Raw genomic sequence first — 12540 nt, forward strand, 5'->3', positions numbered from 1 at the left:
AGTTCGGCGATGCTTCTTGGTGCAGTGAAACGAAGGTAGAAATGGACGACGTACGGTTCAACCATTTCTTGGCGGCCGCCTCGGCTACCGCCTTGCTTTCAGACATCATTTGGCAACGCGATTTAGTTTCGCCAGCAAAGGTTGTAATGACTGAATCAACCGAAGTTGGAAGTTTGCAATGAGAGCCGGCAAGCGCAAATTGATCTTGTCCTCCCCGCCGTAGAATAAATTTCTATTGGTGAAAGTATCCAAACGACCCTCGTTATTGCGATCCGGGAACAAGATGTACTTTTCAACGCAGACGCCTTCGGATATCACACGATATGCCTTTGGCATGTCGTCAAGCAATCCATCATGAATGACGTGGTTTCTAACCGCCTCCACCTCGACAAGCTCAGTACACTGTTCGAACAGTGTGCCCGGCCTTCCATTGAATGAAACCCGTTTTCGATCGCTATATAGGCAGTTCTTTGAAGAAAGCCTGGGGTACTTGGCGAATTCCGTTTTGAGATTTTCAACCTCGATGGCCAGCTTAGTTGCGTAGTCGAGAAGGCTATGTAGTCGGATGTAGATAAAACCAAGTAGAGCAAATATCTTGGTTACGACTGGTGATGTAACCCAACGAAGGCCATCGGGTTCATCTGTTTCTGGGAAAAAAAGCGTCTCTAGATTTAATGCCTGATAGAACTCGCCTTGGAGCTGCATCACTTCTTTGCTGCATTCTTGAATGCTCGATACCAGCTTCCGGCAATCATAAAGATAGAGTGCCTTATTAATTGGAAGTCGCTGGGAAAGCTGCGGCAGGAGCTTGCTAAATTGCTCCTTTGATAATGTGCACTCTGAGTTTACTCCGGCGGTCGATAGGAGCTCAGGGGACTCTCGCAAGAATTCCCAATAGGCAGCTTTGGTACCAAAAATCCGTTCTGCCAAAGCTTCATGAAGCTGGACACAGATCTGCTCTACCTGGGAAAGATAGTTTCCTTGATTAGGAAGCCACGTGCCCTGCGGATCTCGCCAGAAGACAGTAGCTCCAGCATCCAGAGTGCCACTAATTGGTATTCCATTTAAGGCTAGATAATGCGGTATCAAGTTACTCATCGCAAACATAGTGCCTAAAAACATGCGTCAAAATTTGACGTCTAAACAGACTGGAATGCTGCTTAAGAAGCAGGGCTTAGCGACCTTTTAGCGGCTCCCGTGAAGCGACTATTTTGATCAAATCTCTCGAAAACTTCATTACGATCGAACGCTGTCATGGCAGGGCGGCCGTTCGTTTCAAAGCGCAAGTTCAATCGGCAAAACCGAAGCCTGCGAGCATTCACTAGCGGCCCGTGGCGGGCCTTAGCAAAGGCGTCGACGAGCAAACTACGACTCTCCTCGCACCCCGTGTGAGAGCCACATAGAGGTGCTGCGCAGTCATGCGCTCGGGCTCGAGGATGACTGCCACATCCGCCTCCAACCCTTTTAGAAGAAGCGTGCTTCCAACGGCGCGGCGGCCCAATGGCCGACTCAGATGGCGGTTACGCTCACGCGCCTGAATTGCCGCGCCAATAAACCCAGCTTTGCCCCCGGCCGCTCGCAGCGCTGACGTGCAGCAGTGCAGCACTTCGGGTCGGTACACACGGGCACCGTGTTGGTCTGATAAGGACTGGAGTAGGTCGATAGCAGTCGGGTGACTGGGAGCAGCCATGAATGCAACTGCTGCGGCTTCGGCGGGCGTCGCCGGTGTGCGGGCTCGGCCGCCTCGTATCGTTTCGACTCGCGTGAGAAGGTTTGCGACACCTACCCCGGTCATCAGTGAGGCCGCGAACTCGACAATTTGTCGCAGCGCGTTGGGGCTCGCCAAATCGAACTGGCGGGCGAAGTTCACGAGGTCTTTCAGGTCGACCGCCTCGACGGAAGTGGCGCCCGGCGTCTGCATAGTCAGTTGATGGCGACCATTAACATTGATGGAGTCGCCGATGACAAGAACGCGGCCGTCTCGGTTAGGCGCTTCTGTTCGGGCGGCCGCTAGTCGCTGTTGCAGTTCCGCACCTTGGGTTAGTTGAACCCACTGGACTCCCTCCGGCGCTCCACGCAGGTCGACTGGTTGACCTGCCTGCAAGGATGCGCGGGCTTGAAGTAGCCAAGCTCCTAGCGCGTCCATGCCTGCGAGTCGCCATCGCCATGGAGTCTGTAGTGCGCCAATGGGCGGGAACGCCGCTTGAGCTTCACGTTCCCAGTGCACGAGAGGGTCACGAAAGCCGAATATCGCTTGCATCGGGTCACCAAGGATGCACGTGGGCACTGTCTGCGCGATGGAATAGACGATGGCATGCTGCGCGGTGTTGCAGTCCTGATACTCGTCGACCAGCAAGCGCGAATAAGTCGAGGTAATGGGATCATTTATGTGACCAGCCTGCAGGAGTCCTTGGACGGCACTCCGAATAGCAGGGTAATCGGAATTCGGGTTGGCTAGTTCGAGAGCACGCGCATTGAGGCCTGCTCGGAGCGGAAATTTGGCCGCTAGCCGCATCGCAAAGCCGTCTATGGTTGACAACCTGTAGGCTGAGTTTGGGATGCCGCCACGTTGGAGCCTGGCGCGTAGAGCGGTGACTCCGGCGTTGGTGTGCGTCAGCACCAGGACTGGCTTATTGTTGGTGTGGAGACTTAGCGCATCCGCGATGAGCTGAGTTTTGCCACATCCTGCCGGGGCGGTAACTGAGCCTAGGCGCACTTGAAAGATGTCAATTTCAGGCGGTGGCACTCGTCCACCTCCAGAGCTGGTTCGTAACTTCGATAAAGCCCGGCTCTGCATTCGCTATGTGAGGGCCGACGATTTCCTTGGCGACCTCCTGGAAGCTGGTCAGTGACTTGAACCAACCATTTTTGTTGTTGCGAGCGGCAAGCCCGAGCAATTCTCGGCTCGCAGGTGTGTAGCCGCCATTCAGCCGTTCGGCCTCTATGGTGTCTAAGGTGACTTGCCCGTTTGACTTGGACTTGATGTGCTCAGCCATGAGTTCGCGGCCGACAATCTCGTCCGCCTTGTTTAGTAGCGCATGCACCGCGTCATTACTTGAATGGCGGAATAGCTCGTCCTCGAGTGCCAAGCCAGGCCGCCATGTGAGGTACTGACCACCAGCCGTAACGAATCTCTCGACGAGTCCGACAGTTGAAACAGGTTTATCCGCGTCGACGAAGACTAAGACGCGATAGCCCAACTTGAGAAACGCCTCCCCTCGGGTGAAACATTGGTCGGGGCTTCCTCCGCCTGCATCCACGTATGAGCCGCCATGGGCCAGGAATGACGTCGCGCCACAGTGGACCCACCACTGATCCATCCCGCGAGCGAATCCGACCTCGCTGGCGCCTTCGCAGACGATGACGGACTTGGATAGAAAGGCCTCGGCCGCCTTGCGCAAAGTCCCCTGGATGCCGTCGTCAGTCCCGGCACACGTGACCGTGTGGATGCCCGAACGCTGGCGCACGATAAAAAGCTGGTCGCCAGAGAGCTCCCTGAGTGTCACTGGTGAATGGGTTGTCATAAAGACCTGCTGTGGCTGGGTCTCGTCCTTCGCTCCGAGAGAGTCGAGCAGTCGCATGAGGCGGTGCGGCTCAAGTCCGTACTCGACTTCGTCTACCAGGGCAACGGTGGCCGCTGCCGCTGCTGCCCTTTGCAATCCGGCGACAAGGAGGCGCCCTGAACCGGTGCCTAGCGACCGCAGAGGAATGCCGGTCTCGCTGTGTAGCGCGATAGCTCCGTCGCCAATCGACACCGCGTGAGCATCAAGTAACGCCTGAGCGCTGGTACCGACGGCTACGCCGAGGTTTGTAGCTGTCTGTGTGACTACTTGCAGGGTCTCAGCGAGTTGAGGGCCAGCCTGCGCGCCAAAGGCGGCCCGGGCGGCGCGTCCCGCGCCAGCGAGTTCCGAACCAAGGTTCGCGCGCTCTTCCGTCAGCCGATTCAATACCGAACCTCTCGCCCAAGAAAGGTTCGCGTTCGCATAGGTGCCGACGCGGGCTGGTGTCAGGAAGCTGCGATCCTTCCAGGCCAGAGACCGTTCCAGTTGTTGGTCTGCGGCTCGATCGGAATAGAGCGTCCAACTTGGTTCGAGGTCGTTCTTAACCTCGAGCTTCAGTGTCAAAACCGTTTCTAGGCCTGCTCGCGGCTCGTCTTCAAGCAATCCGGTGCCGAGGCTAAATCCGCGAAGGAATTCTCCATAGGTGTCGATATTCTTCAACGCGTCCGGTAGTGCACCAAGTGTGACCGCAATCTCGATGGTGCGGGTGACGTCTAGACCGAAGAAGTCCGTGTCGCCGAAAGGCACATTCCTCCTCGCTCCAAGGCATAGGTCGATAGCGTCAAGGATAGTCGACTTACCGCTGTCACCCGGGCCAACAAGACAGTTCACTCCGTTGGAGGGCGTCCAATCAAGGGTCTGTATCGAGCGGAAATTGCGAATTTTAAGGCGACGGACACGCGTCATGTTTCCTCTCACTTAAATGAAGCAAATAACCCAACGCGACGGACTTTGTAGTTCGAAAACCGGCGACAGCCTATCCTGCACTAGTCCCCAAATCCTAAATTTCTTCGTCATGACGAAGACTTTGGGAGTGCTAATGCGTCAGCGCGCGGCTGCACAAACTCTTGCAGACTTATCTGACCATCGACGAAACGCTGAGCGTGGGCCTCATCTGCTTCACTTAGCGAGAAACCTTCTAGACCGACGGAGGCCCGTGCATAGTTAACTGCCGATTGCCGGCGGCTGCGTTCGGTATCCGATATGGTTTTATGGGGCTGTTGCGTGCATTTACCCTTGCCAGCCATGGTGTCTCCTTGCTGTAGGTAACTCGATCTTACAAGAAGTATGGGTAATTTGGTTTAGGTACGCGTAGCTACAGAGGAGGTGCGCTGAAATTGTCTTGTTTTACCTGCTATGGACGCCAATATCGGTTGCGTACTAGCCGTAGTTTCCAAAGAGGCTTTGCCTCTCTGGACTCTCCACCCTCGCCGGCGGGAGCCTCGGGAGCAGGGGTTGCGGGCCCTTGGCCCGGAACTCCTGCCCCCGGGCATAGCGTGGGGCGCTCCTGCCGCGTCAAGGGGCCGTGTCCTCGCCCTGTGGGCTGCGGGCCGCACCAACCCCTTGACCCGTCATCCGCTTGATAGCACCGCTACTGACGCCGTTTGGCCGGAAGAGGCGTCAAGGGCGGGACCGGAAGCCGCAGCCCGAAGCGCAGCGCAGGGAACGGGTGAGGATCCCGGGCGAAGCCTTCACCCTTGATGCCTCTGGAAGCCATGCAGCCTGTCGGCCGGGGGGAGGAACAAGGCGAAGCCGCCTGGGCCTGCCCCCGCGGCCAGTCCGGCAAGAACGGACGCGGGATGCAACCGAAGGGGTTGCCCAAGCGTAGCGCGGAGATATGTGCGGCCATAAATGAAAAGGCCTCGCTGATGGCGAGGCCGATGCGGACGCAACATGCACATCACTTACCGTTGACGGAGCCGCCCGTTGCCGGTCCCCAGTTCTTGCCCATGTTCTGCAAGACGTGTTGCCGATAGGCTGGATTCCACATGGTGTTGCCTGCGATCATGTGGTTGGTTCGGCCAGCAGTAACCATCATGCCCGACTGCATATCGCGGCGAGTCGTCTTAGGATTCACCACGTTGCCAATACCCTGCGCCATGCTCCTGAATGTCACAGCGTCAAAGGCGATGCCGCCAGCCAGTCTCGCCCCTAAGCCACTCGTTTTTCTTTGCGCGAAGAAGATGATCAAGGCAAGAACGATGATCTGCACAAACGAATTGATGGGATTGTCCGCGGTCGTACTTATTACCCTGTCGAACAGCGCCTTGAATAGCGCCACACCGACAGACACGACAACCATTGTGATGGCAATTTCAAGGATGTAGGCCAGGGCCTGCTCAAACCATTTGTCGAACCATTTCGCGGTGACTGGAAACATTAGCGCCGCGATAAATAGTGGTCCGAGACCAAGCATTATTCCGAGACCGAGCTTTGCCATGATGATGGTCGCGGCCGCAGGCAAATGAATAAGAAACACGGCAATGGCCATCATGAGTGCATTCAGGGCATCCCAGAACATATGACCTAGTTCGTAGAACTCGCGCTTTGCGACTTTGCCTAGCATGTCATAAGCCACGTTAAGCCCTTTGTCCGCCGAGTTATCCAGCACCTGATAGATGCTTGTCGCTTGAGCGTTAGACGTGGACATGATGTCGGCGAGACCTGTCTCCAGGCCTTGAATGGCCGACACAACAGTGGCGGTGTAAGAATCAGCTGTCATGCAGAATGCCGTGATGATGAGGATCTTCATGCACTGCTTGATGAAGGTCTGAAACGGAGCTTCAACCGCGCCCGCGCTGATGGCGTAGCCAGTCAAGGTGATGTACAGCGTGACGCCGGTCAGCATCAGCATTTGAAAGCCGAGGATGACGTTTGAAGCGGTTTCCGATACGAAGGTGTTCAGCATCGCATCGACGCTGCTGCCTATCCACTGGAATAAGGCGAATCCCATGTTATTGACCTCCCTTGAGCGGATTGATCGGTGTCAGGTCGAAATAGCCCCGCTTGTCGACGGCCAGATGGTTTGCCGCTGTCTTGGCGTTGATGCAGTTGGCGGATGCGGCGAACTCGCCAGGACTGGCTTCGCACTGCGCGATCATCGCGTTGCGTTCGGGGGCATGCGCCTTGTACCAATCGACGGTTTGAACGGGGGTGTTTTCGCCGCAAGCTGCCAGCGTGAGCGCGATGAAGAAAGGGAAGAGGATGTTTTTCATTTGTATGCCTCACGTGCGTTGATGATGTCGAGTGCGTGGGCCACTTCGGCGGCCTCAATGATGCGTAACGCTACAAGGGTTCGCACGACGCTTTCGCGCATGCCGCCCCATGTCGGCTGTGTGAAGCGATTTGGCGCGTTTGTCCAAACGATGCCGATGCACGCAATGGATGTGACGGCAGACAGGATGATGTTCATCCAAGGCGGCAACGGTTCTTCATCAATGAACGGCAGCGTGAATCCAAACCAGCCCATAGCCGCGTAGTAGGCCGTGAAAGCAGCCATACCGATAGCCACGACATCAAGGGTTCTCATCAGCGGCGCACGCTGCAAAAGCTCTCGGTAATACTCGGGACTCAGGCGGCGAGCGCAAGCCCAGAAGCGATAGATGGCAAGGCATAGCGTTACCACTGGAACCAGTGTGATTGCGTAGAACGGACCCATGATGTTCTCCTTAGCGTGCAAGCGGGTTGAAGACTTGAAGAGTGGGGTAGCCCCGTTGATCAACAATCTTTGCGTTGATCTCCTTCCGCCGTTGCTGCTGTAGGCGGTCTTCGGCTGCCGCGACCATCTGGTACATCTGTAGCTTGATCTGCTCGTTCTGAATCATGGCCTGCTCGACTGCGATGCGGCCTTGCAGTTCAGCAATGGCTTTCGGGTCTTGTGTCTGGTTGATCTGCCGCATCAACTGGTCGATTTGGCTGAGACGGTTCTTCGCCGCGTCGTAGGCATCAAGCGCAAAGGCTTTGTCTTGCGCACCTTTGACAGCTTGGGCTTCGCAGTTTGTGCGCTGCTCCGTCGAGGCAAAGGCGGCGCAGGCGTCATACACCTTGTTGTCGTTGTAGATGGACTCAGCGCGCCCGCTCAGGCCGGCATAGCCGCCTGATTTGACGGAGTCGTAGACGCCTTGCCAGTCGTGCGGAAGGTAGTCCCGCAACTGCGGATTGTTGAATAGTTCGCCCATGCCGCGCGCGCCAGTGACTGCTGCGTATTGCTGCTTCATTTGGTCGATTTGACTGACCATCTGGTCATACTGCATCTTCCACTTCGCCATCGTTTCGATCTGGTTTTCCACGCTCTTGGCGATGGAAGCGCCATCTGTCACGGGGATTTGTGCGAAGCCGGGCGACGACGCGGCAATGCCGACGGTCAGAATGCAAGAGGCTGATAATTTCTTCATGTTCGCCACTCCATTTAGTAGGTGTTGATGGCGAACGCTGGGCCGTCTTTCCAGCCAGTCATTGGGAGCTTATTTAAGGCTCTTGCCCGGCACACATGTTCAGTGTTCTTGGGGCTTTCGAAGACACGTCTCTACCGTATTGTCATCCCCTGCTTTTCCGGGGCAGTCATCCTCAACTTTTCCGAGGCAGTCAGCACACTACTCTTCGGTGCGGTCACGCGGCTCATCTCCCCGCGTCAGGCCCTTCTTTTCGGGCCGGCACCCGGTACGCCGAAGCGTTCTTGGGGCGGTTGCAGCGTTCGTATCAGTTAAAAGTACAGCCGAAGCTGGTCGTACTTACGGTTAATGCAAAGTAGATTTCCGACTACGGCCACCACATCCGGCGGTCAATGATGATGCGGTCTGACAGGTACGAGATGTTCGCCAATTCCGCCAAGGCCATTTCTACGGTTCGGAACCGGTACTGCTGGCCCTTGTCGTCCATGACGGGGTGCTCTGTAGTGCCGTCCTGCACGGCCAAGGCAAAGCCCTTCCAGTAGTGCGCATACAGAATGACCTGCACATCACCGGTGCGCGCTGGATCATCACAGTAGTCTTGCAGCGCGTCGTAGCGTAAAGCCATCTTATGGTCCTTCTTGCGCAATCAATCAACGGCTCAGGTCGCCTTTGCCTGGGTGGTTGGTCTTGTCCAGTTGCTGGGCGTCGTTGATCACTTCTGTGCTGCTCTGGCTACGCTGTGGGACCTGTAGCGTCTTGTCGTGCGAGGGATCAAGGAACCGGACAATTTCCAGGGCTAGCGATTTGTCCTGTATGTCTCCAGCGGCCAAGGCTTTCGCAATGTGCCCGTAGCCATTCCTGATGGCACGTGAAACGTCCGAAAGCTTGCGTTGTTCCCGCGCGGCCGCTTTGGCGCTCTTGCCACGCTTGGCGGCATGTCGCGTCACCTGCTTGACCGTAGCATGCGTGTTAGACCGTGCCCTACGCGGTGTGGCGTTGGCCTCGATGCCTTGTTCACGCAGAGCCTCGGCGAAGCGTTCCCGCCAGCGTTGCAGGTCCGCTTTTCGTGGGTTGAGCCGGCTGCCGTCGAGACCCAGCGCCTTAACGCAAAGGTGGCCGTGGGGATGGGCTTCATCGTCATGGATGGCGAAGACATACGCGTGGTTGGCGCCGAACTCCGTTTTCGCGAATACACGGATAGCGTCATTGACTGCGCGTCGGTCGGTGCCGGGTGGCATGGACAGCACGATATTGAACGTTTCGCGGCGCGAGCCGTTATCAGGCAACCCGTACTGGCCGCTTTTCCATTCGTCGCGCACGTCCTGCACTGCCTCACGGCCAAGAATGACTTCACCGTCTTCGTTCTCCAACGCGACCAGGCCGTTGCGCGATATGTAGTCGAGGTGTGCTTTCACCTGCGCGATGCCTTTGCCGCCGCCGGAGATCTTCACCATGACTTCGGGCGCTTTGCGAGTGGTCAGCATCAACTTGTCGCGGACCCGAGCGCTGCCGGTCAGCAGCAGAGGCTTAGAGGGCGGCGAAGTGCGTGATCGCGTCACTGTGCGCTTTATGCCTTGGCTGGTCACGGGCTTGCTATAGATGCGTTCGCCCCAGTCCTTCAAAATTCCATCAATGACCAGACTCATTCCAACCTCCAGCGGTCAATGTTGGCGCGCATGATGTCTGCCACCCGCGCGGTGTGGGTTTTGATATGACGGGTCAGTGTGTCGATATGTTCAGTGGTTACCACCGTCTCCAGCGCGCGTCCTGCGTTCATATGCCGGGCAATCTGGTTCAGATTGCGGCCGATGGCCAGCAGTCGTGAATTCGATTCGCCCAGCGTCCGTAGCTCTGTCATGCCGAACTGTGGTTCACCGCTGAGATTGGCCCGTATCAGGTGAATTACCCAACGATTAGCAGACATGCCCTGCTGCAAGGCCAGTGCCTCGATGCGGGCGTATTCCGTCTCAGTCAGGCGGAGTTCCAAGCGGCGACGCGAAGTATCGGGCTGCTCATGTGTTGATGGAGTGGGCGAAGTGTCCGTTGCCGAACCGTTGAGAAGGCGGACAATGATCTGCCGCAGGCCGTCGCTGGGCGTGCTACCTTGTCGAAGACAAAGTGCCTGCCAACGCTGCTTCAGATCACCATCCAGGCGGATGCTGAGTGTGGTCTTGCGCGTCATTTCGGCATCCTCGTATGCAGCTCCAGTTGGGCTTTGATTTCTTGAAGCCGGGCTTGGGATTCAGCTTTGCTGAGTGGTGCTGATTCCGAAGCATGCGACATATCTTGTGTCGCTGCCAGGCGTTCCCTTCTGGTTGCTATCGGGATGCCAGCAGACGGCACGAATCCCCCTGTGCGGTGGCGTTCAAGGATTCCTTTGAAATAGGCGACCTTCGTCTTTCTGATGGTTCCGGGTGTCTTGATGGCCCCGTCCAGTTCGTCAAGCAATGCTTGCGCATCGACTGATTGGACGTCGGTAAGCAAGTTTTGGATTGACAGTTTCTCAGCGGGGACCAGCGCGGTAGGGTACTGAAGACCGTCGTCGGTTCTCGTTGTAGTAGTAGGGTTATAGATAGGGTTAGTGTTAGTAGTAGTGTTACCCGGCCCCCTGCCCATACCCTGGAGATAGGCTGTCGCTGGGGTGTGCCCGTTGCTAATTGATTGATTTCTATGGATGTCTTTTGGTTCGGCCTGAATGGACGTCCGGCCGTCGTCGGGTCCTGCATAGGGTGTCGATAGCCTATATGGACCGTATCCAAGGGCTTTGGCTACCGTATTGCGCAGCGGATCCTCAGTAGGCAGTCGATCGATAAAGTCATTCACGTAAGCGTCACGCCAGCCTTGGGGCAGTGCCGCTATTTGCTCGAGTGTCTTTTTCCTAAGGGTCGTTGCCACTGCCATCTTGGCGGAGTTGTGGTCCCACCAATCTTTGATCCAGATGTAATTCGCCTGCGGGTCAAAATCCAAGATGCCAGCATCGATGAGACGACGCATCACTGGCATCAGTTGTGAATCGGGGTCCCAGCCCATTTCAGAGGCCGCAACGCGAATGACGATTTCATAGGCGCCGATGACATTGCTGAATGGCGAGGTCAGGAAATAGAACAGCGCATAGCGGTCTTCGACCGTGCAGCCTGACAGGCGATTTGAGCGCCATATCTGGTCGTTGATGGTTCTTTGTCGACTCATGCGCGAGGCCCTCGCGTAGCGGCCTCTGCGGGCGTGATTTCATCGTCTGCCGGCTGTTCGAGATTCAGGGCTTCCGTGACCTGCAACGTCCGAAAATAAACGCGGCGGCCGACCCGCAGCATGGCTGGTTTCAGCTTGCGCGAAAAGTCGGTATCGGTATAAAGCGCAACGCGGACGCCATCGGGAGATCGGCCTAGCAAGGTGGCAACGTCAACGATGCTCATCAACGGCCCAAACCGTCCCAACAAATATTCTCCAGTAGTCATTCATATGCCTCACAAGTTCACCGTAGGTGAGGCCAGTCTTTACTGTGAAGGAATGAATGTCAAAGGCCAAAATAGCGCGTTTGCGAAAACCAAAATTTGGCATCGTCAAGTGCCAAGATAAGGCATATTGGTTTTTTTCGATGCAGCGATCAAGCGAAATAAATCTGTAAATCAAAGGCTTAGAAATGGTCAGAGACAGAGCTTGATTTGGGCGCCTGAAACCTCTACGGGCAAAGGAAAAAATTGTGAGAAATTGCCAGCGATGTGGACGTGATCAAACTATTGGCTAGTATCCGAGGTTGATGACATCAGGAGCAGTGAATCGGGGATCACGCTACCCTGGCGAGCCAAGTATCATGATGGGTATGCAGGTCGAGTCGCTAGGAAGTTATATGGAACTTAGAAATGACGCCCGGTAATGCTCGAGTCCGGCGCTTTCAATTGAATGCAAACGGCCGTGATTTTGCGGTGGGTGATATCCACGGTCATTTTGGTCGGCTTGAGGTCGCGCTGGCTGCCGTAAAGTTTTCGCCAGAAAAGGACCGATTGTTTTCCGTAGGCGACCTTGTGGACCGAGGCCCTGAATCGGCCGATGTTCTGAAATGGTTGGAGCGCCCGTGGTTTCACGCGATCTGCGGGAATCACGACCTGATGACGTGGCGACGGGCGATGGGCGATCCGATTCCGGACGTCGATCACCGCGCCCACGGCGGTGGATGGTTGGACGCCTGCGCTGGCGATATTCGTGAACGCATTGCGACCAGCTTGAGCGCCTTGCCGCTGGCTATCGAGGTGGAAACGCCGAGGGGTGTGGTCGGTATGGTTCACGCCGACTTCCCCTATGACGATTGGCAGGCTATTCACGGCGCTACCTTCAGTCCAGAGGACGAAGATGCCTGCCTATGGTCCGTAGATCGTTATCGAATGCAGTATTCCCAGCCAGTCCGCAATGTACGTGCGGTGGTCCATGGACATTTGACGCTGCGCAAGCCTGTGCAGCTTGGTAATGTTTACTACATCGATACAGGTGGATGGCAGGATGCGGGGAGATTTACGTTGCTGGACTTGCATACGCTTAAGTCGTGGCCGCGCTAATTTCATTCTGCCACCTCTGAAATACATGGCGTAGCCTTT

At 56.2% G+C, this 12540-nt stretch carries 14 protein-coding genes; 1 reads left to right on the forward strand and 13 read right to left on the reverse strand.

Features of this window, described 5'->3' with window-relative positions; translation table 11 throughout:
- Nucleotides 1-105: 105 nt before the first annotated feature.
- The 13 genes from V6936_RS11225 to V6936_RS11285 form a co-directional block, all read right to left on the reverse strand.
- The gene (locus V6936_RS11225; RefSeq protein ID WP_336579883.1) at nucleotides 106-1098 is read right to left on the reverse strand and encodes a hypothetical protein; all 993 of its coding nucleotides are present in this window, start codon (nucleotides 1096-1098) and stop codon (nucleotides 106-108) included.
- Between the two features lie 223 nt (nucleotides 1099-1321).
- Nucleotides 1322-2797 carry a UvrD-helicase domain-containing protein gene (locus V6936_RS11230; RefSeq protein ID WP_336579884.1) on the reverse strand — a complete coding sequence of 492 codons (1476 nt, stop codon included), beginning with the start codon at nucleotides 2795-2797 and terminating at the stop codon, nucleotides 1322-1324.
- Nucleotides 2733-4466, reverse strand: coding sequence for an ATP-dependent nuclease (locus tag V6936_RS11235; RefSeq protein ID WP_336579885.1), 1734 nt, complete (start codon nucleotides 4464-4466; stop codon nucleotides 2733-2735). Before V6936_RS11235 ends, V6936_RS11230 begins: the two co-directional genes overlap by 65 nt.
- A 107-nt stretch (nucleotides 4467-4573) precedes the next feature.
- Nucleotides 4574-4807, reverse strand: a complete 234-nt coding sequence (locus tag V6936_RS11240) for an antitoxin VbhA family protein (RefSeq protein ID WP_336579886.1) — start codon at nucleotides 4805-4807, stop codon at nucleotides 4574-4576.
- Between the two features lie 653 nt (nucleotides 4808-5460).
- Nucleotides 5461-6513 carry a type IV secretion system protein gene (locus tag V6936_RS11245; protein WP_336579887.1) on the reverse strand — a complete coding sequence of 351 codons (1053 nt, stop codon included), beginning with the start codon at nucleotides 6511-6513 and terminating at the stop codon, nucleotides 5461-5463.
- 1 nt (nucleotide 6514) lies between these two features.
- Complete coding sequence (locus V6936_RS11250) at nucleotides 6515-6775, reverse strand: EexN family lipoprotein (protein ID WP_336579888.1); 261 nt, start codon at nucleotides 6773-6775, stop codon at nucleotides 6515-6517.
- Nucleotides 6772-7218, reverse strand: a complete 447-nt coding sequence (locus V6936_RS11255) for a hypothetical protein (protein ID WP_336579889.1) — start codon at nucleotides 7216-7218, stop codon at nucleotides 6772-6774. Before V6936_RS11255 ends, V6936_RS11250 begins: the two co-directional genes overlap by 4 nt.
- 10 nt (nucleotides 7219-7228) lie before the next feature.
- On the reverse strand, nucleotides 7229-7954 hold the full coding sequence (gene virB5, locus V6936_RS11260; RefSeq protein ID WP_336579890.1) for a P-type DNA transfer protein VirB5: 726 nt from the start codon (nucleotides 7952-7954) through the stop codon (nucleotides 7229-7231).
- A 364-nt stretch (nucleotides 7955-8318) separates the two neighbouring features.
- A complete protein-coding gene (locus tag V6936_RS11265; RefSeq protein ID WP_336579891.1) occupies nucleotides 8319-8576 on the reverse strand; it encodes a hypothetical protein in 258 nt (85 codons plus the stop codon).
- Between the two features lie 25 nt (nucleotides 8577-8601).
- Nucleotides 8602-9597, reverse strand: a complete 996-nt coding sequence (locus V6936_RS11270) for a relaxase/mobilization nuclease domain-containing protein (protein WP_336579892.1) — start codon at nucleotides 9595-9597, stop codon at nucleotides 8602-8604.
- Entirely contained in the window at nucleotides 9594-10133 is a 540-nt protein-coding gene (locus V6936_RS11275) for a plasmid mobilization relaxosome protein MobC (RefSeq protein ID WP_336579893.1), read from the reverse strand. The genes V6936_RS11270 and V6936_RS11275 overlap by 4 nt, the downstream gene beginning before the upstream one ends.
- Nucleotides 10130-11140 carry a hypothetical protein gene (locus V6936_RS11280; RefSeq protein WP_336579894.1) on the reverse strand — a complete coding sequence of 337 codons (1011 nt, stop codon included), beginning with the start codon at nucleotides 11138-11140 and terminating at the stop codon, nucleotides 10130-10132. The genes V6936_RS11275 and V6936_RS11280 overlap by 4 nt, the downstream gene beginning before the upstream one ends.
- Nucleotides 11137-11406: a hypothetical protein gene (locus V6936_RS11285; RefSeq protein ID WP_054439150.1), complete on the reverse strand. Its 270-nt coding sequence runs from the start codon at nucleotides 11404-11406 to the stop codon at nucleotides 11137-11139. Before V6936_RS11285 ends, V6936_RS11280 begins: the two co-directional genes overlap by 4 nt.
- Before the next feature lie 405 nt (nucleotides 11407-11811).
- Here V6936_RS11285 and V6936_RS11290 point away from each other — a divergent pair, with 405 nt between their 5' ends.
- Complete coding sequence (locus tag V6936_RS11290; RefSeq protein WP_336579895.1) at nucleotides 11812-12501, forward strand: metallophosphoesterase; 690 nt, start codon at nucleotides 11812-11814, stop codon at nucleotides 12499-12501.
- Nucleotides 12502-12540: the final 39 nt, after the last annotated feature.

The sequence above is a fragment of the Alcaligenes sp. CHO6 genome, from assembly GCF_037120595.1.
Lineage (GTDB): Bacteria > Pseudomonadota > Gammaproteobacteria > Burkholderiales > Burkholderiaceae_B > Alcaligenes > Alcaligenes ammonioxydans.

Coding starts and splice junctions, on each gene's coding strand:
- V6936_RS11240 (WP_336579886.1), bottom strand. CDS start 4,807: ATGGCTGGCAAGGGTAAATGCACGCAACAGCCCCATAAAACCATATCG.
- V6936_RS11265 (WP_336579891.1), bottom strand. CDS start 8,576: ATGGCTTTACGCTACGACGCGCTGCAAGACTACTGTGATGATCCAGCG.
- V6936_RS11280 (WP_336579894.1), bottom strand. CDS start 11,140: ATGAGTCGACAAAGAACCATCAACGACCAGATATGGCGCTCAAATCGC.
- V6936_RS11270 (WP_336579892.1), bottom strand. CDS start 9,597: ATGAGTCTGGTCATTGATGGAATTTTGAAGGACTGGGGCGAACGCATC.
- V6936_RS11290 (WP_336579895.1), top strand. CDS start 11,812: ATGACGCCCGGTAATGCTCGAGTCCGGCGCTTTCAATTGAATGCAAAC.
- V6936_RS11255 (WP_336579889.1), bottom strand. CDS start 7,218: ATGGGTCCGTTCTACGCAATCACACTGGTTCCAGTGGTAACGCTATGC.
- V6936_RS11225 (WP_336579883.1), bottom strand. CDS start 1,098: ATGAGTAACTTGATACCGCATTATCTAGCCTTAAATGGAATACCAATT.
- V6936_RS11235 (WP_336579885.1), bottom strand. CDS start 4,466: ATGACGCGTGTCCGTCGCCTTAAAATTCGCAATTTCCGCTCGATACAG.
- virB5 (WP_336579890.1), bottom strand. CDS start 7,954: ATGAAGAAATTATCAGCCTCTTGCATTCTGACCGTCGGCATTGCCGCG.
- V6936_RS11230 (WP_336579884.1), bottom strand. CDS start 2,797: ATGCAGAGCCGGGCTTTATCGAAGTTACGAACCAGCTCTGGAGGTGGA.
- V6936_RS11250 (WP_336579888.1), bottom strand. CDS start 6,775: ATGAAAAACATCCTCTTCCCTTTCTTCATCGCGCTCACGCTGGCAGCT.
- V6936_RS11285 (WP_054439150.1), bottom strand. CDS start 11,406: ATGACTACTGGAGAATATTTGTTGGGACGGTTTGGGCCGTTGATGAGC.
- V6936_RS11245 (WP_336579887.1), bottom strand. CDS start 6,513: ATGGGATTCGCCTTATTCCAGTGGATAGGCAGCAGCGTCGATGCGATG.
- V6936_RS11275 (WP_336579893.1), bottom strand. CDS start 10,133: ATGACGCGCAAGACCACACTCAGCATCCGCCTGGATGGTGATCTGAAG.